Annotated in this window: 17 protein-coding genes; 4 read left to right on the plus strand and 13 right to left on the minus strand. The window is 63.9% G+C overall.

All coding sequences use genetic code 11. The annotated features are described in order from the left end of the window. On the minus strand, positions 1 to 1,392 hold the full coding sequence (gene hpnO, locus ACVIYL_RS40040; RefSeq protein WP_050387129.1) for an aminobacteriohopanetriol synthase HpnO: 1,392 nt from the start codon (positions 1,390 to 1,392) through the stop codon (positions 1 to 3). A gap of 101 nt (positions 1,393 to 1,493) precedes the next feature. Between hpnO and ACVIYL_RS40045 the strand changes: the two genes are divergently transcribed. After that, a complete protein-coding gene (locus tag ACVIYL_RS40045) occupies positions 1,494 to 2,123 on the plus strand; it encodes a DUF2147 domain-containing protein (RefSeq protein WP_456781168.1) in 630 nt (209 codons plus the stop codon). Between the two features lie 86 nt (positions 2,124 to 2,209). Here the strand turns inward: ACVIYL_RS40045 and hpnN are convergent, their stop codons facing one another. Continuing rightward, entirely contained in the window at positions 2,210 to 4,822 is a 2,613-nt protein-coding gene (hpnN, locus tag ACVIYL_RS40050; RefSeq protein ID WP_057015691.1) for a hopanoid transporter HpnN, read from the minus strand. Positions 4,823 to 5,271: 449 nt separating this feature from the next. Between hpnN and ispH the strand changes: the two genes are divergently transcribed. Next, positions 5,272 to 6,198: a 4-hydroxy-3-methylbut-2-enyl diphosphate reductase gene (ispH, locus tag ACVIYL_RS40055; RefSeq protein WP_076833051.1), complete on the plus strand. Its 927-nt coding sequence runs from the start codon at positions 5,272 to 5,274 to the stop codon at positions 6,196 to 6,198. Between the two features lie 44 nt (positions 6,199 to 6,242). After that, complete coding sequence (gene hpnH, locus ACVIYL_RS40060) at positions 6,243 to 7,403, plus strand: adenosyl-hopene transferase HpnH (protein WP_456781169.1); 1,161 nt, start codon at positions 6,243 to 6,245, stop codon at positions 7,401 to 7,403. Positions 7,404 to 8,109: 706 nt separating this feature from the next. On the opposite strand, the gene ACVIYL_RS40065 is transcribed toward hpnH, so the two are convergent. The 10 genes from ACVIYL_RS40065 to ACVIYL_RS40110 form a co-directional block, all read right to left on the minus strand. Further along, positions 8,110 to 9,012, minus strand: coding sequence for a Rossmann-like and DUF2520 domain-containing protein (locus ACVIYL_RS40065; RefSeq protein ID WP_456781170.1), 903 nt, complete (start codon positions 9,010 to 9,012; stop codon positions 8,110 to 8,112). Then, positions 9,009 to 9,851, minus strand: a complete 843-nt coding sequence (locus ACVIYL_RS40070; RefSeq protein ID WP_456781171.1) for a class II aldolase/adducin family protein — start codon at positions 9,849 to 9,851, stop codon at positions 9,009 to 9,011. Before ACVIYL_RS40070 ends, ACVIYL_RS40065 begins: the two co-directional genes overlap by 4 nt. 1 nt (position 9,852) lies before the next feature. After that, a complete protein-coding gene (locus ACVIYL_RS40075) occupies positions 9,853 to 11,553 on the minus strand; it encodes an acyl-CoA dehydrogenase family protein (RefSeq protein ID WP_456781172.1) in 1,701 nt (566 codons plus the stop codon). Further along, the gene (locus ACVIYL_RS40080) at positions 11,550 to 12,194 is read right to left on the minus strand and encodes a TetR/AcrR family transcriptional regulator (protein WP_456781173.1); all 645 of its coding nucleotides are present in this window, start codon (positions 12,192 to 12,194) and stop codon (positions 11,550 to 11,552) included. Before ACVIYL_RS40080 ends, ACVIYL_RS40075 begins: the two co-directional genes overlap by 4 nt. A 349-nt stretch (positions 12,195 to 12,543) precedes the next feature. After that, positions 12,544 to 13,302, minus strand: coding sequence for a phosphorylase (locus ACVIYL_RS40085; protein ID WP_376708411.1), 759 nt, complete (start codon positions 13,300 to 13,302; stop codon positions 12,544 to 12,546). Further along, positions 13,299 to 15,260, minus strand: coding sequence for a squalene--hopene cyclase (gene shc / locus ACVIYL_RS40090; protein WP_456781174.1), 1,962 nt, complete (start codon positions 15,258 to 15,260; stop codon positions 13,299 to 13,301). Before shc ends, ACVIYL_RS40085 begins: the two co-directional genes overlap by 4 nt. Positions 15,261 to 15,424: 164 nt before the next feature. Continuing rightward, complete coding sequence (gene hpnE / locus ACVIYL_RS40095) at positions 15,425 to 16,675, minus strand: hydroxysqualene dehydroxylase HpnE (RefSeq protein ID WP_456781175.1); 1,251 nt, start codon at positions 16,673 to 16,675, stop codon at positions 15,425 to 15,427. Next, entirely contained in the window at positions 16,675 to 17,511 is an 837-nt protein-coding gene (gene hpnD, locus ACVIYL_RS40100) for a presqualene diphosphate synthase HpnD (protein ID WP_076833035.1), read from the minus strand. Before hpnD ends, hpnE begins: the two co-directional genes overlap by 1 nt. Continuing rightward, positions 17,508 to 18,386 (minus strand): squalene synthase HpnC, encoded by an 879-nt coding sequence (gene hpnC, locus ACVIYL_RS40105; RefSeq protein WP_456781176.1) that lies wholly within the window; start codon positions 18,384 to 18,386, stop codon positions 17,508 to 17,510. The genes hpnD and hpnC overlap by 4 nt, the downstream gene beginning before the upstream one ends. 194 nt (positions 18,387 to 18,580) lie before the next feature. Further along, positions 18,581 to 18,817: a hypothetical protein gene (locus tag ACVIYL_RS40110; RefSeq protein ID WP_092083335.1), complete on the minus strand. Its 237-nt coding sequence runs from the start codon at positions 18,815 to 18,817 to the stop codon at positions 18,581 to 18,583. Between the two features lie 405 nt (positions 18,818 to 19,222). Between ACVIYL_RS40110 and ACVIYL_RS40115 the strand changes: the two genes are divergently transcribed. Further along, positions 19,223 to 19,726, plus strand: coding sequence for a hypothetical protein (locus ACVIYL_RS40115; protein WP_028331723.1), 504 nt, complete (start codon positions 19,223 to 19,225; stop codon positions 19,724 to 19,726). Positions 19,727 to 19,821: 95 nt separating this feature from the next. On the opposite strand, the gene ACVIYL_RS40120 is transcribed toward ACVIYL_RS40115, so the two are convergent. Continuing rightward, positions 19,822 to 22,206 (minus strand): efflux RND transporter permease subunit, encoded by a 2,385-nt coding sequence (locus tag ACVIYL_RS40120; RefSeq protein ID WP_225641687.1) that lies wholly within the window; start codon positions 22,204 to 22,206, stop codon positions 19,822 to 19,824. Positions 22,207 to 22,389 lie beyond the last annotated feature (183 nt).

Below are 22,389 nucleotides of genomic sequence, written 5' to 3' on the forward strand. Positions count from 1 at the left end.
CTACGCCGACTTGCGCACCGCGTTGTCGACCAGCGTCTTGCCGAGCGACCAGATCGCGCCGGGCACCTTGTGGCTGCCGGCGATCACGTCGTCGAACGACTTCTCGATCCAGGTGCAGTCCGCTTCGGTGATCATGAGCGGCGGCAGCAGCTTGATGGTGTGGAGGCCGTGGCCGGCGACCTGGGTCAGGATCTTGTGATCCTTGAACAGCGGCACCGTGATCAGCTGGCAGAACAGGCCCTTGTTGGCGGTCTCCAGCAGATTCCACGACGCCTTGAGCCGCAGCGATTTCGGCGGACCGAACTCGACGCCGATCATCAGGCCCTTGCCGCGGACTTCCTTCATCAGCTCATAGCCGGGCACCATGCGCGTCAGCGCAAGACGGAGCTCGGCGCCGCGTTTGGCGGCGTTCTCGACAAGCTTCTCGGCCTTGATGACGTCGAGCGTGGCAATGCCGGCGGCCATCGCGAGATCGTTCTTGGCGAAGGTCGAGCCGTGCACCACCGCACGATCCATCTGGTTGAAGATCTTGTCGAAGATGTTCTTGCGCGTCAGCAGCGCGCCGATCGGCACGTGACCGCCGGACAGCGCCTTCGCCAGCAGCACCATGTCGGGCTCGATGCCCCAATGCTCGATCGCGAGGAATTTTCCGGTGCGGCCGATGCCGGTCTGGATCTCGTCGGCGATGAACAGCGTGCCGTACTTGCGGCACAGCGCCAGCGCGCCGGGCAGGAACTCGTCGGTGGGCATGTTGACGCCCTTGCCCTGGATCGGCTCGACGATGAACGCGCCGACCTGGCGCGACGACAGCGCCTTCTCCAGCGCCTCGAGATCGTTGAAGGGAATCGGGGTGCAGCCCGGCAGCAGCGGCTCGAATCCGCCGCGGAAATTCGAATCATCCGTCAGCGACAGCGCGCCGTAGGACAGGCCGTGGAACGAATGCCCGCAATAGACGATACCGGGGCGGCCGGTCGCGCCGCGCGCGAACTTGATCGCGGCTTCGACGGTTTCGGCGCCGGAATTGGCGAAAAAGACCTTGTCCAGATATGGAACATGTTCCAGAAGACGTTCCGCGAGCACGCCGGCGAGCGTCGAGACATCGAGCTGCACGAGATTGGGCAGATCGGCGTCGAGCACGCTCTTCAGCGCCTGGCGCAGGGCCGGATGATTGCGGCCAATCGCAAAAACGCCAAATCCGCTCAATAGATCAAGGTAACGAGCCCCCTGACGATCGAAGAGGTATTGGCCTTGCCCCTTCTGGAAGCCGACGTCGTAGCCGATGGTTTTGAGAACGCGAACGAGCTGCTCGTTGAGGTGACGCGTGTGCATGGCACCGCGCTGCCCCTCGCGCTCCACAAAAATCTCGGAAACGTCTAAATTGGAACTTACCATTCGTCACATACGTCGGTTGATGGCCATCTCGTCAACTTAAAACGCTCGCTAGCGGCGTTTTGCCCCCGCTCGGATCGTCCAGTTAAGCACAGGTTTGGACCATGTTGCACTGCCCAAGAACTTTCGCGCGTACAATAGCCTTTTCAGGTTTATTTTTGGCCACCGTATTATCACCGGCACTTGCAGCGGACCCGACCGGCGACTGGAAGGTCGCTGACGGTGTCGCCACCATCCGCGTCGCCCAGTGTAATGGCAACATGTGGGGTGCGGTATCCTGGGAAAAAACCCCGGGCGGCAAGGATAAGAACAATCCTGATCCTGCGAAGCAGAGCAGGCCGACGCTCGGCATGCCGATCCTGATCGACATGAAGAAGAAGGCCGGCGCCGATGCGTGGGAAGGTCAGGTCTACAACGCCAAGGACGGCCAGCTCTACAGCTCGACCATCAAGCCCGTCGGCACCGATCAGCTCGAGATCCAGGGCTGCGTGCTCGGCTTCCTGTGCGGCGGCGAGACCTGGACCCGCGTCGGTCCGCCGATTCCGGCGAGCGCCGCCGGCAACCCGGCGGCGAAGGGCACCCAGCCCAAGTCAACAGCACCGCAGAAAACCACCGGTGCCGTGGCGCCGGCCACCAAGCCGGGGCAAAAGCAGGCCCCGGGCAATGCCAATGCGCAGGCTGACGCCGTGGGCGATATCTGCCTGCTCCCCGACATCGCGCGACCGACGCATTAGCGGAAACCTGCGGGAACACCGTCCGCTGACATCGCGGCTCGGCGGCGCCTGCCGCCAAGCCGGTTCGACAGCGAATCGCCAACGCGTCAGGTGACGTCGTTGGCGATGTCCTCCTCCTTGACCTCGCGCGGCTTGCCCATCAGCGCCGGCTGGAACAGCAACACCGCCGCGAGCGTGGTGACCAGCGAGAGCGCCAGCAGCTTGCCCATGCTGGCGGTGCCGGGATGGCTCGACAGCCACAGGCTGCCGAACGCGGTCGCCGTGGTCAGCGCGCTGAAAAAGATCGCGCGTGTCAGGCTCGACTGCAGCAGATTCGTCCTGCCCTGGCGCCACGCCGTGACATAGTAGATCTTGAACGCCACGCCGACGCCGAGCAGCAGCGGCAGCGCGACGATGTTGGCGAAGTTGAGCGGCAGCCCGATCAAGACGCAAATCTCCAGCGTGACGATGCCGGCGACGAGGAGCGGCACCAGCGTCATCAGCACGTCGACGACGCGGCGCAGCGTGAGCCACAGCAGCAGGCTGATCGTGACCAGCGCCAGAATGCCGGCGTGGATGAACGCCTTCACGATGACGTCGCCCGACTTCAGGATCGAGACCGGTCCGCCGATCGCGGTCGGCTCGGCGGCGAGCACGGCGTCGGCAAAGCGGCGCAGATTGTCGTTGTCGTTCGGATCGCCCTTCGGCTCCACCTCGACACGCATCAGGCCGTCCTTGGTCTTCCAGCTGGCGACGAGTTCCGGCGGCAGGTTCTGCAGCGTGACGGTCTGGGCCTGCAGCGTATTGCGGAGCTGATCGAACACGATCTTCATCGGCGCGACGAATACGTCCTGCGCCTTGTCGCGGGTCGCCTCATTCGCATCGGCGAGCTTCTGCAGCGCGTCGGCGAGCCGGCGCGCGGCCAGCGCACCCGGCCCCTTGCCGTCGCCCGCGGTCTTGCGCAGGCCGTCGACCGAGCTCTTCAGCGACTCGACATTCTCCTGATCCGACGGCGCCGGATCGACCGAATCCGGGTTGAGCGCGGGGCCGAGCGTCTTGGCCGCCTGCGCGATTAGCTTCAGCTTGGCCGGCTGGTCGTCGGGCACGAAGCTGTCGAGCGACATCACGCGCGACACTTCCGGCAGCTTCTCGAGCTTGGCCTCGATCTTCTTGGCGTCGGCTTCCGAGCGCGTCATCACATTGATGGCATTGGCGCCGGTGTTCGGATCCTTCCTCAGGTCGAGGAAGGTCGCGATCGATTCCACCTTGGAATTGCGCAGATTGATCGGGTTGAAGTCGAACTTCATGTAATGGAGCAGCGGCAAGCCCGCGACCGTGACCAGCAGCGTGCCGACGATGATCGGAACGCGATGCTTCTCCAGGAAGTTATCGAGCGGCGCCAGGAAGGCGTAGCCGACCGGCTCCTTCTCGCCGGGCGGATTGAGCAGATCGAGCAGCGCCGGCAGCACCGTGATGCTGGTGACGAACGCCACCAGCATGCCGGCGCCGGCGATCTTGCCGAGCTCCGAGATGCCCTTGTAGTCGGTCGGCAGGAAGCAGAGGAAACCGGCAGCGGTCGCCATCGCGGCGAGCGACAACGGCACCGCGGAGCGGCGCGCCGCGTTTTCCAGCGCCAGCGTCAGATTGTCGTTCTTGAAGCGCTCGGAGCGGTAGCGGACGCTGAACTGGATGCCGAAGTCGACCCCGAGGCCGATGAACAGCACGGCGAAGGCGATCGAGAGCAGGTTCAACGAGCCGACCATCATCAGGCCGACCGCCGTGGTGATGGCAAGCCCGATGAACAGGTTCACGAACACGGCGAAGATGATCTTGCCGGAATGCAGCGCCATCCAGAGGATGACCAGCACGATCACCACGGTGCCGATGCCGTTGGTGATCGCGCCGTCCTGCACGGTGGCGTATTCCTCGTTGGCGATCGGCACCGGTCCGGTCAGGCGAACGCGCGCGTGATATTCAGTCGGGAATTTCAGATCGGCCGCCGCCTGGCGGATCGCATCGGTCGCGGCCTTGCCCGGCTCCAGCGCCGAATAGTCGATGATCGGCTTGATCTCGATGAAGGCGCGCTTGTCCGAATCGGTCAGCGGCTTGTCGCTGGTGAGCTCGCGCCACGAGAAGGTCGCGTTGCCCTTGGCGAGGACGGTCTCGACCGTCTCGGAGATCAGGTTGAAGGGCGGCGCGGCATTGTCGAGCTTGACCTGCCCGCGCTTGACGCCGGCAAGGCCGGTCTCGAGCGCGCCGGTCAGGCCGCGTATCGAGGGATCGCCGGCCATGATCTCGATCAACGGTGCAGCCGATTCGAGCTGGCCCGCGACCTTGCCGACCTCTTCGGTCGGCAGGAACAAGAGGCCATTCTTCTCGAAGAATTCGCCGGAGCCGAGCGCGGTGATCGCTTCGAAGTTCTTCTTGTCGGCCTGCAGCTTCGCGGTGAGCGCCTTCGCGGCCGAGCTGGTCAGCTCCGGCGTCGCTGCCTCGACCACCGCCAGGATCAGCCGCTCGCGATCAAATGCTTCCTCGAACTGGTTGTCGCGCTTGCGCCAATCGAGATCCGGCGAGATCAGCTTGTTGATGTCGGTGTTGATCGAGAAGTTGCGGGCCGTGTAGAAGCCGGCGCCGATCGACAACAGGACAGAGATAATCACAACCGGAAGGGCAAAACGCGTACAGGTTCTAACAACGGAGACGACAATATTTGTCAGCACTTCGTTTCTTTCTATCTCGGGGAAGCATGGCCGAAAACGCCCGCTCTGTAGCGGAGTTCCCGGGACCGATCTAATGTTGTTTTGGTTATCTTCCTCGACGGGACGGCGAGGAGGTTCCAAACCACAGGAACGGCCACGAATGGCCGGTATAAACCGCATCAGTGGGCGATAAAGTGACGAACAAGTGAGGGAGACGGACGGTCGCAGGGGTCGAAATCCACACCATATTACCCCTAACGCCCCTCGTCCGTGACCACGCCCCCATCGAACCGCTACCTTTTTGCCACAAATCGCTGTATTTCCATGCGCTTGGGGCGCAGATCCCGTCCAGGAACTGTGATGGCTCGGACATTGCAACTGACGTTGCGACGTCCGACCTGTGGAGTGCGTTGCCGAAAAGGCCGCAGGGCATTGAACGAGATTGGTGCAATTTGCGTAACGGACGTCAGATGGAAGTGTTTCTTGCTCAGCCGCGCGGCTTTTGCGCGGGCGTTGTGCGCGCGATCGAGATCGTCGAACGCGCGCTCGAGAAGTATGGGCCGCCGGTCTATGTCCGCCACGAGATCGTGCATAACAAACACGTCGTCGAGAGCCTGAAGAAGAAGGGCGCGATCTTCGTCGAGGACCTCTCGGAAGTGCCGGCCAAGGCGGTGACCGTCTTCAGTGCCCATGGCGTTGCTAGGAGCGTCGAGGAGGAGGCGGAAGCCCGCGATCTGCCGGTGCTCAATGCCACCTGCCCGCTCGTCACCAAGGTCCACAACCAGGGCAAGCGCTATATCTCGAAGGGCCGCGCGCTGATCCTGATCGGGCACGCCGGCCATCCCGAGGTCGAGGGAACCATGGGCCAAGTTCCGGGGCCGGTCCTGCTGGTCCAGAGCGTCCAGGACGTGGCGGAACTGAGGCTGCCGAGCGATACGCCGGTCGCCTACATCACCCAGACCACCCTGTCCGTGGACGACACCAGGGACATTATCGCGGCCCTTCAGGCAAAATTTACAGATATTCAAGGCCCGGATATCAGGGATATCTGCTATGCGACACAGAACCGCCAATCTGCGGTAAGGGACCTCAGCAAACTGGTTGACGTCATTTTGGTGGTGGGGGCCGCCAACAGTTCCAACTCGAACAGGCTTCGTGAAATCGGCACCGAGGTCGGCGTCGCGAGTTATCTCATTGCCGATGGGAGCGAACTCAATCCGGATTGGCTCAAGGATGCGAAGGCCGTCGGCATTACCGCGGGCGCTTCTGCGCCCGAAGTTTTGGTCGACGATGTGATCGAGGCTCTGCGGCGGATCGGACCGGTGTCGGTCTCGGTCGTTCCGGGCCGAGAAGAGAATATCGAATTCCGGCTGCCAGCCGAACTGACTGCGGGCTGATCTGAACCCACATCCCTTTGATAAGTGCAGAAAGAAATCGTCTAATGGCTATACCGTTCTTCAAGGAAATGCGGATCGGCGGTTATCTGATCAAGCAGAAGCTGTTTGGCCGCAAACGCTATCCGCTCGTGCTGATGCTGGAACCTTTGTTCCGTTGCAACCTCGCCTGCGTCGGCTGCGGTAAGATCGACTATCCCGATGCGATCCTCAATCGCCGCATGACGGCGCAGGAATGCTGGGATGCGGCCGATGAGTGCGGCGCGCCGATGGTGGCGATCCCCGGCGGCGAGCCGCTGATCCACAAGGAGATCGGCGAGATCGTGCGCGGCCTCGTGGCCCGCAAGAAGTTCGTCTCGCTGTGCACCAATGCGCTGCTGCTCGAGAAGAAGCTCGATCTGTTCGAGCCGTCGCCCTATTTGTTCTTCTCGGTGCATCTCGACGGCCTGAAGGATCATCACGACAAGGCGGTGTCGCAGAAGGGCGTGTTCGATCGCGCCGTCTCGGCGATCAAGGCGGCGAAGGCGCGCGGCTTCACGGTCAACGTCAATGCCACCATCTTCGACGGTCACCCGGCCGAGGAGATCGCCAAGTTCCTCGATTTCACCACCGAGCTCGGCGTCGGCGTCTCGATGTCGCCGGGCTACGCCTATGAGCGTGCGCCCGACCAGGAGCACTTCCTCAACCGCACCAAGACCAAGAAGCTGTTCCGCGACGTCTTTGCGCTCGGCAAGGGCAAGAAGTGGAATTTCATGCATTCCGGCCTGTTCCTCGACTTCCTCGCCGGCAACCAGGAATACGAGTGCACGCCCTGGGGCATGCCGGCGCGCAACATCTTCGGCTGGCAGAAGCCCTGCTATCTGCTCGGTGAGGGCTACGCCAAGACCTTCAAGGAGCTGATGGACACCACCGACTGGGACACCTACGGGACCGGCAAGTACGAGAAGTGCGCCGACTGTATGGCCCATTGCGGCTACGAGCCGACCGCGGCGACCGCTGCGATCAACAATCCGCTGAAGGCGATGTGGGTCGCGCTGCGCGGCATCAGGACATCAGGCCCGATGGCGCCAGAGATCGACATGTCGAAGCAGCGTCCGGCGCAATACATCTTCGCCGAGCAGGTGCAGAAGAAGCTCTCGGAGATCCGCCGCGACGAGGCTGCGGCCGCCGCCGCCAAGCAGCAGGCGAAGGCCTCGACCGCCGCCTGACGCGCGATGTGAGCGAAAGCAATCGGGATAGGGGGGAGCCTCGCAGCCCCTCCCCTCCCACACCACCGTACATACGGGTCCGTATACGGCGGTTCGCTGGATTAAGCGGCAAGAGTTGTTCTGTTGCCGCCGTAGTTTGGGTGTCAGCAATCGTCGCGCCAGCTTCGACTCCTCTGATCAGCGTCAGTCAGGGTTTCACCCCTTCCCGCCGTTCCGAGGCCAGTTGCCCGGAATTCAGTCGCATGGCCGATGCGATATCGCTGCATCTACTCGTCACTTCCAGCGTTCAGGCCTTCGGCGAAACTCGTTCCGCCTACTATGCCCTCTGCTGACTTCTGCACTGCGGTCAGATCGCCTTACGACGACCTCAGTCTCGTTGCCGAGACGCAGCGCAGATCTCCCGAGGTAAGATCGACCGCCTTCGCCGCACGCCCGCCGGATTTACCACCCCGGCCCTTGATGACCGTGGACTTCGCGATCACGTGCTCGCTCGTCCGGCCGGGTAGGCCTCGTTATCCGGTTTTTGTCCATCGGGCCGCGGCTTTGCTCCACGCTTCCTTCAGACCCCACCTCGCGATGACGCCCTTGCGCTTCGCTAATCCTTCACCGTCATCAGGCTGGATAGAGGACTTCCACCTCCAAGCTGCCGGTCATGCTCGGCACACACATGAAAGCCCCGGTTCAGCGAACCGGGGCTTTTTTTCGTTCAGGATGCCGCCTGCTCTTCCAGTCTCGTGCGCAGAAGCAATTTCTCGATCTCCGCCGCGCGCGGAGCGCTAAGTGTACCGCGCTCGATCCCGAGCGGGACATTGCGCAAAGCGAGCTCGCGATACAGCGCGCCGGATGGAGGAAATCGCTCATCCAGCGCCCGGAGGTGCTTGAGGATCGTTCCGACGTCGCCGCGCGCCACGCAGCCGCCCATGCCGTTGGCGAGGCCACCGTCGAGAACAGCCGCGACCGTCCCCCGCAGCAGCGGCATCATCGCGCGCAACGCGTCGGCCTCGCTGGCGCCAAAGCTCTTCCAGAGCTCGACGCCCTCCTTGAGCAGCGCGATCAGGAACGGACCGACGTAATAGGCCGACGCATGATAGAGCGCCCGCGCACCGGCCGGCAGCGCCAGCGGTTCACACCCGATGCGGGTCGCAAGCAATTCCAGGTCACGCCTGAAGTCACCCTCTGCCTCGATGCCGACGGTGCATCCGCGCAACCCCTCGAGCGCGACGTCGGGATTGGCGAACATCTGCATCGGATGAAATCCGCCGGTCGCGGCGCCTGCGGATTTCGCGTGATCGAGCGCGGCCAGTTCGGTCGCACCGCTGCAATGAACCACGCGGTGACGCGGCTCCCAGCGCAAATCGCGGCAGACCGGCAGGATCGCGTCGTCGCTCACGGTGAGGAACACCATGTCGCAGCGGTCGACGACCTGCTGCGCGTCCGTCATCGGCCGCGCCGACGGGGTGCGGGATCCGAGCCGCCGCGCGGCATCGGCACCGCGGTTGTAGAACGCCGCGACGTTCAGCCCCGCGCGGGCGAAGGCGGGCGCGAGCGTTTGCGCCACGCGGCCGGCGCCGATGAAGCCGATCCGCAACGCCGCCAGCGCCGTGCTCATTGCGCGTAGCTCCCGTCGATGCGGTCGAGCCTGCGCCGCAGCGCCGGCCATTCCAGCAGGCCGTACCCGGCCTGCAGATTTTGCGCCGCTTCATTCAGCACCGGATTGGTGTCGCGCTCATTGTCCAGCGTGATCTCGGTGCCGGCAAAACAGGTCACCGTGTTGCCGATCGCCATCTCGGTCGGCGCATGCAGCGGCCGGCCACAGCCGAGCGCGTCGACCTGGATCCGGCAGGCCTGCTCCAGCCAGTAGATCGCATTGAACGCCTGCGGAATCGTGTCGCCACAAACCAGCAGGCCATGATTACGCAACACCAGCACGTTGTTGCGGCCGAGATCGGCGACGACCCGGTCGCATTCGTCCCGATCGATCGCCGGCCCCTCGAAATCGTGATAGCCGATCCGACCATGAAACCGCATCGCCGTCTGCGACAGCGGCAGCAACCCCTCGGCAAGCGTGCTGACCGCGGTGCCTGCCCTGGTGTGGGTATGCAGGACGCACTTCACGTCGGGTCGCGCGCGATGGATCGGGGCATGCAGATAGAAGCCGGCCACGTTGACGTTGTAGCCATGGTCGGGCTGCAGCAGGGGGCGGCCCTCGATGTCGATCTTGACGAGGCTCGAGGCGGTGATTTCCTCGTACAGCATGCCATAGGGATTGATCAGATACTGATCGTGATGCCCCGGGACCTGTGCACTGATGTGGTTGTAGATCAGGTCGGTCATTCCATAGAGCGCCACCAGGCGGTAGCACGCCGCAAGATCGACGCGGGTTGCCCACTCCTGTTCTCCCACGACGACCCTGATATCGTTGACGGCACAAACTTCGATCTGACGCATGTTATTGGGGCCCTTGGTGTCGGATGACGGAGGCGCGCTCGACGATACCGCTGAGGTCTTCCGACGATGGAAGTGTGCCAAAGACATGCATCCCGTCCGCGCCAAGCCTGGATTTCACGAACAGATCGGCGGCAGCGGCGTCGCCATGCCTCAGCATCTCGGCGGCCTGCAGCGCATGGGCCATGCGGGTGACGAGCGCTCTCGCGTGCCCGTCGTCCGGATATCGAGCACGCAAGCGATCGGCGAGATCGTCCGTGCTTCGGTCATAGACCGGATTGAGGCCCCTGCTCGCACGCAACTCGTTGACGAATGCGTCCCGGCAATTCGCATCGCGTTGCATGGCGCGCAAAACGTCCATGCACATCATGTTCGAGGTGCCTTCCCAGATCGAATTCAATGGCGCCTCGCGATAGAGCCGGGCCATCGGATTCTCCATGATGAAGCCGTTGCCGCCATGCACCTGCAGGCATTCATAGGTGAAGGCCGGCGCGCGCTGGCAGTTCCAGAACTTCATCACGGGTGTCGCGACCCGCGCCAGCAATCGCTCGTGTTCGCTTGTCTGCAGGCCATCGGTCGCGCGCGCGATGCGAAACGCGCCGAGCATCGCCGCCTCGCTCTCGAGCGCGAGGTCGGCGAGCACGTTGCGCTGCATCGGAAGCTCGGACATCGGCTTGCCGAACGCCGTTCGCGTTTGCGCGTGGTTGAGGGCGAGGCTCAGCGCCTGGCGCATCAGCCCGGCGGAGCCGACCGCGAAATCCAGCCGCGTCAGATGGGCATGCGAGAGGATTTCCGCGATGCCACGGCCCTCTTCGCCGACCAGGATCGACCACGTATCGTGGTACTCGATCTCGCTCGATGCGTTCGAGCGGTTGCCGCACTTGTCCTTCAGACGCTGAATGTGGATGCGGTTGGCACTGCCATCGGGCAGCAGGCGCGGCACGAACAGGCAGCTGACGCCGGACTGGGTGCGCGCCAGCGTGTAGAATCCGTCGGCCACCGGCACCGAGAAGAACCATTTGTGGCCGGTAATCGCATAGATCTCGCCGTGCGCGCCGCGCTCGACGAAGCGCGCGGTGGTCTGGGTCTCGCGCAGGTCGGAGCCGCCCTGCTTTTCGGTCATGGCGTAACCGATGATCGCGGCGCGCTTGGCCTCGATCGGAAGCCGCCGCGGATCGTAGTCCGCCGCCAGCGTTCGCTCCCGCCACAAATTGAATTGCGGCTTGCCGGAGAACCCGGCGATCGCGGCGTACGCCATCCCGGTGGGGCAACCGACGCCGTTCTCGATCTGGTTCCAGAGATAGCTCAGCGCCGCACGCGCCAGATGGCCGTGTGGTTCGCGCGTCGACCAGGCGAGGCTATGCACCTCGCTCCGGAACGCCAGCGCCATCAATTGATGCCAGGCCGGATGAAATTCGACCCAATCATTGCGGTTGCCATACCGGTCATGGGTCAGGAGCCTCGGTTCGTGCTCGTTGGCCAGCTGTGCCGCCTCCTGCACGGATTCGCTGCCGGCATGGGCGCCGAGCGCTGAGAGCTTGTCTTTCGCCCACGGCGCGATCGTTGCGATCAGGCCACTCAACGCGCGGTCGTCATCGAACGCATTGAAGCCGAGCGCCGGCCGCGCCTGATTGCGTACGTCATGGGTCGCAAACGGAGCGGCTTTCGCTTCAGCGACGGCAACCGGCTGGACACGCGCATTCATGCGGAGACTCGCGATACGGGGGTGAGTTCAGGGTTGGCGTGGCGAAACAGCATGCGCGCGGAAAGCCCTGCGATCGATTGTGCTATCGCCCTCGCCGCGTCGGAATCAGGGGCCGCGTCGGGCGCGAGGGGACCAACCAGCGCCTCCATGAAGGCGCCGGTCACGCAGGATGCCGCGACGTTCGCGTCGATCTCGACGAACTCACCGCCGGCGATGCCGCGCCGGACCAGCCTTGCGATCTGATCGGCCAGGGCCGCCCGGTATTTCAGGCGCGCCGCGTCGATCTCGGGTTCACAGGGTTCGGCGATCAACGCGTAGGCCAGGCGGCGGCCGCGCATCGCCCGGACCGAGAAGGTGTAGATCGCATCCACCAGACATTGGGACGCCAAGCCTTCCGCCTCGACGATCGCGGCGACGACGGCCACCTCGCGCTCGGACACCAGGGCGAGCACCTGCGCGTACAGGTCCGCCTTGGAATCGAAGTAGCGATACACGCTGCCCGTGGCCACGCCGGCCCGTGAGGCGATCAGGGCGATCTGGGCGTCCTTCCAGCCACTCAACGCCACGGCCTCCCTGGCGGCATCGAGAATGCGCGCTTTGGTTTCGACCAGTTGGTTGAGACGAACGGCTGCGATTGCCATAGTGAACCTTAATTCATGAATAGAGGATCACAGTTCATTCTCGGACGGATAACCGTCGCTGTCAAGCATCGACCCAGCGCGGCCCGTGCAGGGCCCCTTCCCTGAGCGCCGGCGCGCTGCTGGCAAGTCGTCAGAGGCTGGCCGCGCGACCACCGGCGCGAGGGACACGGATATGCGTGGTCTCTCACCGCACAGCCGACCGCAACTCCCCGCTGATCGCGGAACCGAAACAGCGTGGCATCGAACGAAACCTTTGGGCATCAAAGCAAAAGGCCCGATCGCGATGCGACCGGACCTTTGTTTTGCGCTTGATACGACGAGAAACCCGGTCCCGACCCGGTGCAGCCGATCAGGCCGCCTTCGCCGTGATCAGAACGTCTTCCACCGGCATCAGCACGTCGTTGCCGAGCAGGAAGCCGCGGCAGCTGCGCAGCGAGCGCAGCGCGCGGTTGAAGTCAATTCCGGTCGACACCAGCGCGCGCAGCGTCCGTGGATTGCGCGCGATGCCGCGCAGCACCTTGCGCAGGTCGATGTCGCCGTTCGGCTTCACCGCGGATTTCGCAAGTTCCGGTAGCGCCCGGTGCGCGGGATCGCTGATTACGCGCAATGCGGCAAACGGAATGCGGGCCTTGGCGGCATAGGCCGCCGCGATATGGCTCTCCATATCGACTGCGGCTGCGCCCGTCATCGAGCGCAGAGCGGCCTTGCAGGCCTTTGCCGCGATCACCTCTTCCACGCCGGCGAGACTGCCGCGGACGATCCTGCGGCGCTTCAGCGCGGCGCTGGCGATCATCTCTTCGTTCAGCGCGGATGCGGCCAGGAAACGGGTATCGCCCGACATCACCTCGGTCGCAACCACGACGTCGCCCGACTTGAGCGACGGATCGAGCCCGCCGGCCACGCCGAACGAAATCACGCCACGGAAGGTGGTCGGATCCAGCGTCGCGAGCAACTCACGCAGCTGCTGCGGATCGCTCGAACTGCAGATTACGATCATGCCGGGGCCTGCCGCGATGCGAGCCTCCTGCACCAATCCAGTCACAATCAATACCGGCCGAGGATCAATTCTACTGCCCACGGTCTCGGCGGCCCCCGCCTCAACAATCACATCCCGACCCCTACCACCCTGCTATTGGTGCTTCTCAAATTTCGATACCGCGCCAGCGCCCAGAGCGGAAAGAACTTCGAGTAGCCATGATATCGCAAGTAAAATACCCGCGGAAACCCCGTAGCTGTGTATCGCTGCTCGTCCCACAGCCCTTTTTCCGTCTGTGTTGCCTTTAGGTACTCCACCCCGCGCGTAACAGCGGGATTTTCGACCTCTCCGGCCGCCATCAATCCAAGCAAAGCCCATGCCGTTTGCGAGGAGGTCGAAGGCGCAACTTCATAACCCTTGTAATCCAGCCGGTAACTGACGGCGTCCTCGCCCCAGCCGCCGTCCTGATTCTGGACTGACGCCAGCCAGTCGACCGCCTTCCGAATCATCGGGTCGTTGCGATCGACCCCTGCGACATTTAGCGCCGAGAGCACCGACCAGGTGCCGTAGATGTAATTCAGGCCCCAGCGGCCGTACCAGGAGCCCTCGGCAAGCTGGGTGCGGCGCAAATAAGCGACGCCGTCAGCCATCGCCTTGTTGCTCTCGACGGTCTCGCCGAGCTGGCCCAGCATCGAGATGCAGCGCGCGGTGACATCCTCGGTCGGCGGATCCAGCAATGCGCCATGATCGGAGAACGGGATGTTGTTGAGGTAATATTCGAGGTTGTTGACGTCGAATGCGGCCCAGCCGCCATCGCGGCTCTGCAGCCCCTCGATCCACTCGCGACCGCGCGCGATGGACTCATCATATTCCCTGGTTCCGGTATGACGCCGCACGCGATCCATCGCCATCACGACCACCGCGGTGTCGTCGAGATCGGGATAATGGTCGTTGTTGTACTGGAACGCCCAGCCGCCCGGGCGGACGTCCGGCGCCTTGACCGCCCAATCGCCCTTCAGCTCCAGCACCTGGCGCGGCTTCAGCCAGTCGAGGCCCTGCCTGGCCTTGGCCAGGGTATCGTCGCCGCCCGCTTCCTGCAGCGCATGACAGGCCAGCGCCGTGTCCCACACCGGCGAGACGCAGGGCTGGCAATAGGCCTCGTGTTCGCTAATCACGAGCAGCTTGTCGATGCCGCGCCGGGTGATGGCGCGCGGCGGGAAATTCTCGTCCTTGCCGAGCGCCTCGTACATCATGACGATGTTGGCCATCGGCGGATAAATCGCGCCCATGCCGTCTTCGCCGTTCAGCCGCTCTTCGGTGAAGGCGAGCGCGGCATCGATCGCGCGCTGGCGCAGGCTCTTCGGAAACATCGGCTCGATTACCCGCAGCACGGCGTCGAGCGAGCGGAACAGATAGAACCAGCTCGCGCTCTGATGCGGCGCCTTCGGCGCCATGCGGACCGATTTCGGATCCTCCAGGAACAGCTCGTCGATGCCGACGCCTTTCGGATTCTTCGCACGCGGCTTCAGCGCGGCAAGCACCATCAGCGGCACCATGGTGGTGCGCGCCCAGTAGGAGATCTTGTTGATGTGGAACGGCGACCACATCGGCAGCAGCATGATCTCGATCGGCAGCACCGGCGTCGCGCGCCAGGTCACGACGCCATAGAGCGCGAGCAGGAATCGCGTGAACACGTTGCTGCCGGAAGCGCCGCCGCGCGAACGGATCGCCTCGCGCGCCCGCACCATGTGCGGCGCGTCGACGGAATCACCGATCATCTTCAGCGCGAAGTACGACTTCACGCTGGCGCTCATGTCGAACGGGCCGTCATGCACCAGCGGCCAGCCGCCATGGGCGCCCTGGACGCGGCGCAGATAGTTGCCGATCTTGGCCTCGAGCCCGGCATCGATCGGCTCGGCCAGGTAGTGACGCAGCAGGACATATTCGGCCGGAATGGTGCTGTCGGCCTCGAGCTCGAACACCCAATGTCCGTCGGACTGGCGATAGCCGAGCAGCGCTTCGGTTGCCTTGGAGATGCTCTTCTCCAGCGCGACCGGGTCGACTGCAACGCTGTGATCTCTCGCAAGCATTTCGCTCGATATCCTCTTCATCGCGGGCCGGCTGATCGAAAGCCGCAGCCGCTCCAGAGCATGATCCGATTGCTTCGGATCACGTTCTTGTCCTTTTGTTCAGTCGCGTTTGCTTAACGCGAACCGGTAGCCACTTCGCTCGAAAACGCGCCAACGGGTCGAATCTAACGTCTGGCCAGAACCAGATCTGCGGCGCGATCACCGGATCGCACCGATCCCTCGATGGTTGCCGGCAACCCGGTAGCAGTCCAGTCGCCGGCAAGGAACAGGTTTTTTTGCGCCGTCGCGGGCCCCGGACGCAGGGCATTCTGCTCCGGCGTCGCCTCAAATGTGGCACGGCGCTCGCGCACGATCTGCCAGGGCGGCAGGTCGCCGGAAACCCCCGAGGCCTCGCAGATGTCCTGCCAGATCGCCAGCGCGAGCTCCTCGCGCGGCATATCGACCAGGCGGTCGCCGTTGCTGATCGTCACCGACAGCCGTTGCGGGAACGCGAACAGCCACTCCACGAGGCCGCCGACCACGCCGAGAATGGGCACGGCATCGCGCGGCGGGTCGACGCGGAAATGCGCGTTCACGATGGCGCGGAATTTGGTCGGAGTTTTCAGGCCGGGCAGCAGGGATGCCGCAGCGCGCGGCGGCACCGCAAGCACGACGGCGTCGTCGGCTCCCAGCGCGACCTTGTCGCCATTGCCAAAATCGAGCTCACTGATGCGATCACCCGACATGCCGAGCGCACGCAATTCGTGACTGAACTGGACGCTGTGGCCCCTCTCCTGCAGCAGCTTCACGGCCGGCTCGATCAGGACCGAGCTCAGGCCGTCGCGCGCGATCAGCGGACGGCAGGCCTGCCCGCCCGCGAGCAGCGTCTCGCGCACGATGGCGCCCGCGAGCCCGGCCGAGCCCTCCGGCGGATCGACGTTCAATGCGGCGAGCAGCAGCGGCTGCACCAGGCGGTCATACAGCGTGCCCTTGCAGGGAATAGTGTTGCCGACCAGCGCACCGGTGCCGGCCCAAGCCAGCGGCGCCAAGGCGAGATAGTCGCGCAGGCTAGTGTCCGGGACGCGGCGCGCCTCGTCGAACACCCACAGCGGCAGGCGGGAATCGCCGAGGTCGAGCTGCCAGCGCCGGCCGCTGGCAAGATCGACGAACGGAAACTGCGCGCGCGCAGGCCCGACGAGACCGGCCTCGGTGCCGATCGCGCGCGCGTAGCTCAGCGCATGGCGATTGCCCGACAGCAACAGATGGTTGCCATTGTCGATGGTGAGATTGGTGGCCGCGTCGAAATAGGAGCGGCAGCGGCCGCCGGCCTGCTGCGTTGCCTCATGGACGAACAACTTGTAGCCGCCATTAGCGAGGCGCACGGCCGCGGAGAGGCCGGAAATGCCGGCACCGATGATATGAACGGTCTTTTGCATCAGATGATCGCGTAACGAAGAAGGATGCCGATCTTGGCGGCCTTGGACACACGTACCGGCGCGCGCGGCGCGGTGAAGCCGCGCGCGATCAGAAGATCGAGAATCGCGCGGTAGTATTTCGACATGATCCGCGGCGCGCGCACGGCGCGGCGCGAATTGCGCTTCATGATCTCGTCGGATTTCTGGAAATGCATCTTGGCCCGCTCGGCCAGCGGCGCGCACACCTTCGGCAGCGCGCGGTCGGCGGTGACGCGGGCCGGATCGTTATTGGTGATGCCGGCGTGCCAGAGCCATTCGCGCGGCAGATAGAGCCGGCCGAGGCCGGCATCCTCGTCGATGTCGCGCAGGATGTTGGTGAGCTGCAGCGCGCGGCCGAGGTGATAGGCGAGCTGGATGCCGTCGTCCTCGGGCAGGCCGAACACGCGCACCGACAGCCGGCCGACCGCGCTCGCGACGCGATCGCAATACAAATCGAGCGTCGCGAGATCCGGCGCGCGGATGTCCTGCGGCACGTCCATCTCCATGCCGTCGACGATCGCGACAAAATCCTCGCGCTTCAGGCCGAAGGTCTTCACCGAGGCGACATAGTCCTTCAGCCGCTCCGGCGGATGCCCCGCATAGAGCGCGTCGATATCGTCGCGCCACTGCTGCAGCGCGGCCAGCCGCTCCGGCCGCGGGCCGTCGGAATCGGCGATGTCGTCGACCTGCCGGCAGAAGCTGTAGATCTGGAACATCGCCTCGCGCTGCGCGCGCGGCAGAATGCGCATCGCGGCGTAGAACGAGCTGCCCGACGCGGTGCTTCCGTAATTTGCGTTGGCCGCCGCCTCCACGCTCATGCGCCAGCCGCCGATTTGGAGACCGCACGCCGTCCGGTCGCACGCCGCGCCGTCTCGCCGGCCACGCCGCCAAGGCTCTGCAGCAGCAGTTCGAGCGAGCTCAGATGCACGCGCTCGCTAAGCGGATCGCGCACCTTCAGCATGTTGACGATCTTGTCGGCGAACGCCTGGATCACGGAGATCTCGAGCCCCAGCCTGAAATCCTTCACCTCGGCGGCGAGCGACTTGCTCTCGTCGAGCAGCGCCTCGGTGCGCACGGCGAGCGCCTGCAGGCATTTGAGCAGGGCCGGCTGCGATTTCGCCTCGCCGAGCATCTCGACGGTCGCGCCCGCGGCGGCCAGGGCATCGCGCGGCAAATAGACACGGTTCAGGTTGCGGTAGTCCTTGCCGCAGTCCTGCAGATGGTTGTTGATCTGCAGCCCGGCGCAGAGCGCGTCCGACGCCGCCCAGGTCGAGGTATCCTCGCCGTGCACGTCGAGCATGAACCGCCCGACCGGCATTGCCGAGTACCGGCAATAATCGATCACATCGTCCCAGTTCTCGTAACGCAGCTTGGTGACGTCGAGGCGGAACGCCACCAGCACGTCGAGCGCGTGCCGCGGCGGCATGCTGCGCTCGGCGAACGCGCGGCGCAGATTGACCGCTTCCTTCTGGGTGTCGCCATTGCCAAGCAGCTCGGCCTCCATGAGGTCGAGGTAGCGCAGCTTCTCCTCGGCGGGCAGCGTGGCGTGATCGGCGATATCGTCGGCGGTGCGGACGAAATTATAGAAGGCCAGGATCAGGGCACGATGCCGCGGATGAATGATCCACGACGCGACCGGGAAATTCTCGTCGCGGTAGGTCTTTCCGGATCGCAGGTCGCTCGCGGTGGTCATGGGAAATTTGGGCTACACTGGTCATGGCACGACGCAGGCGCGAAAGGTCAGCGCATGCGGGGGATTTGCGAGCCCCATATAGGGGAATACGCCACCAAAACCAATGCTGTCCGTGACCGCCAGCATACCAAGCCCGTGGCCGGCACACATGCCGAGCACGGGCCTTGCGGCGATCCATGGGGCCCGAAGCGGCCTTACTGGCCGTGGGTCTTCAGCACCTGGTCGCAGGCGGTGCTGATCTTGCTACGGTTCTGCTGCAGGCAGGCGAGAATGGTGAAATCGCCCTGATCGATCACGGCGCGGCAGTGACGCTGCACGTCGCGCGTGCAGGCCTTCTGCTCATCGGGTGTCCCGCGCGTCTGCTGCTGGGCGAAGGCGCTGGACGAGAGCGGGATCGACAACAGGGCAAGAGCCAAGAGAAATTTACGCATCGTATTCCTTCATTTCCGACAGCAGAAAATCTGTTCCCGAAAAGCGCTTCGGCATGGCCGGGACGGATTTTGGGGATTTGCAGACGCCACGTAACGCGGCAACGGATTGACGACAAGCACCGCTAAATGCGGCTAAATTTGCGGCGCTGTAAACCCCCACATAAGTTATTGATTCGCAATGACGATTCGTGCCATCACTTTGTCGCGTTCGGCTATTGCGGATAGCAGTTGCGCAAAGCTACATGCCATCACGAAGCCGACGGTTTCTGATTCTGTTCGATGACAATATGGGGGCCGCGCGCTGTTCTGTCGTTTGAACCTAACATTCTTCGGTGACACTAAACTTTCGATGCGGCGAGACGCTTTCTTGCGTAGGAAGCGTTGATTTTGATGGGAAAATTCACGATGAAACGGTTTGGTTCCAGCCTTTATGGTCAGGCTCTCAGGGCTGTGGGCGTCGGCGCCGCACTGATGCTCTCTGCCTCCGCCGTCCACGCCCAGGCCAGCGGGCCGTTTGCCGGTTTTGCCGGCTCGTGGACCGGAACGGGCACGGTGGCGCTGTCCAACGGCACGACTGAACGGATTCGTTGCAAGGCGGATTACAAGGTCGCGCCCTCGGGCATGAGCCTGAAACAGTCCCTGCATTGCGCCAGCGACAGCTACAAGTTCGACCTCTCCAGCGACGTCACCAGCCAGGGCGACCGGATCTCTGGCAACTGGAGCGAGGCGAGCCGCAACATCTTCGGCAATCTGCAGGGCACCGCGGGCGGCGGGCGGATCGACGTGTTCGTCGAGGCGTCCGGCTTTGCCGCGAACCTGAACCTGCAGACCAACGGCTCCAAGCAGGTCGTGCAGATCGACTCCAAGGGCGAGATCCGCGGCGTCTCGATCACGATGACGAAGAGCTGACGCTCCCAGCCGATTGCGCCCACAAGACACAAAGGCCCGGTTCCGAACGCTTCGGAACCGGGCCTTTTTGCTGCAGCTTTTTGATCGCTCGTCGATCAGGCCTTTTCGATCGGCGCGGGCTGGCCGCCCCTGCCGCGGAGCTTTTGCGACAGGTTGATCAGGAACATCGAGGTCGGCCGCAGGATGAAGAGGTCCGCGACCAGGGCTGCTACCATCGAGAACGCGCTGAGCCAGCCGAACAGGCGCAGCGACGGCAGGTCGGAGAACACGGTGACGACGAGACCGCAGGCCAGCACCACCGTGGTCAGGATCAGCGCAGGACCGACCAGGACGGTGGCGCGCTCCACCGCAAGTTCCGGCGTGACACCCGGCTTGGTCTCGAGCCGCAGGCGATTGAGGAAGTGGATGGTGGCGCTGAGGCCGAGGCCGAACGAGACGGTAAGTGCCACGACGCTGGCGAATTGCAGCCCCTCCCCGAGCAGCCACAGCACCGTGCCCGACAGCACCACCGGGAAGATGCCCGGAAGGATGCAGGAGAACATCACCACGATCGAGCGGAATGCGAGCCCGATGAAGATCGCGACCAGCAGGAATTCGATGGTGAGGCCGTGGTTGAGCTTTTCGATCATGCTGGCGCTGTTGCGTGCGGCAATCACCGACAGACCCGTGACCGCGATCTCGTAGCCGGGATGCTCGGCGCGCACCTTGTCCAGCGAATGATCGAGTTTGTTCACCACCGGAAGCAACTGGCTCGAGTCCACATCCGGGACGCGGCCCGACACCACGACAGCATCCTGATTCTTGTCGATGAACCGGCGCACCAGGTGTTCGGGGATCAGGTCGACATATTCCTTCAGCGTCGCGACATCATTGCTGCCGGCCTTTTCGGCGAGCCAGCGCCGCAAGGTCTCCAGCGACCAGACGTTGCCGACGCCGGCAGAGTCCTCGACCATTGCATGGACATCGGCAATCGTCTTCAAGGTCTCCGGCGAGTACAGCGATTGCCCCTTGGGGAATTCGATCAGCACATCGACCGGATTGGCGCCGGTCAGCTTGGCGTCGAGCCGGCTCGACGCCGCCACCGCCTGCCGCTTGTCCGGCACCTGATCGGCGAGCCGGTAGCGCGGCTCGAGATTGGCGTAGATGATGCCGAGGCCGCCGACCACGATCAGCGCAAGCAGGCTGAACAGCCCGGGACGGCCGACCATGCGCACCGCGATCCAGTAGCAGAAATTGCGCAGCGCCTGTACGCCGGCATCCGCGCTCTGGAACTTGACCGCAAAGATCTTCTCGTTGCGCACGAACAGGACGCCGAACACCGGCACCAGCGACAGCACCGCGATCAGCGCGATGATGGTCGCCGCCAGCCCGGCCTCGCCGAACTTGCGGATCAGGTCGGAATCCGAGAACTGCAGCGCGATGAAGGAAATTCCGGCCGTGCCGTGCGTCAGCACGCAGGCCGGTCCGACCACCAGCACCGCATTCTTGAACGCGGTGAACTTGTCCTGCCCCGCGATCAGCCGGTCGCGCGCCGCGAATGTCAGCTGCATCGAGTCGGAGAAGCTGATCACCATGATGAGCGGCGTCATCACGTTGAGGAACATGTTAAGGTTGAAATTGGCCCAGCCGAGGCCGCCGAGCGCGAGCAGGATCGCGATCATCGGCGGGAACGCCGCCGCCACCATGAAGGATATCTTGCGGAAGAAGATGATGGCGATGATGCAGCCGGCGAGGATGCCGAGGATGTTGTAGGTCAGGCCGTCGCGCTCGACCGCGTTGCGGATCTCGAGCTGCATGACCGGCACGCCGGACAATTGCGCATTGAGCCCGCTGCCGCCGAGGTCGTCGGCCATAATCTTCCTGATGTCGCCGACCACCTTGCTGAGCTTGTTGCTGCCGACCACCTCGGGCTCGAGCGATAGCACGATCAGCGCGAGCGTTCCGTCCTCCGACAGCAGCTTGCCGCGGATGATCTCGTTGCTTTTGACGGTCTCGACGAATTTGTCGTAGGCCGCGCCCTCGGGCAGCTCGTTCGGGAACAACGCCGCCGGCAGCTTGCCTCGCTCCGGCGCCTGGCGCGCAGAGAACAGCGACACCAGGCCGCGCACGCCCTCGACGAGTTGCAGATCCGTGACCATGTCACGCAGCTTGCCGAGATTGTCGCGCTCGAGCAGCGTCTTGCCTTCGACCACGACGAGCACGTCGAACTCGGTCGCCGGGAAGCGCTTGGTCACCGCCTCATACTGCTTGTAGTCCTTGGAGTCGGAGCGGAACAGCTGCGACAGCGAGTCGTCGATCTTGATCCGTTGCACGCCGAACACGGCGCCGATCAGCAACAGAACGAGGACGATGCAGGACAGGATCGGCGCCCGCATCGGGATCAGGCCGAGACGCTCGATCCCGAACGCGATGCTGAGGCCCGACCGCGGCTCTTCGATCTTCTCGACGTGGACCTGACTTTCGGAATTCTTTTCGAGCATGCCCTGTCCAGTTCTGAAAACGGCTCAATCTGTCTAGCTTGGGTCTAGGGGCGCGAATGAGGCGGGTGAGCGCAACTGATCGGCGCTAGTCCTTGAAAACACGCGAATATTGACCGGCGCCGGTTTTACCTGCCCGACCCTTTGCTCGCAAGCGCGAGGGGCGAGGCAAATCGACAGGGAACC

It is taken from the genome of Bradyrhizobium sp. USDA 3315 (assembly GCF_054056795.1).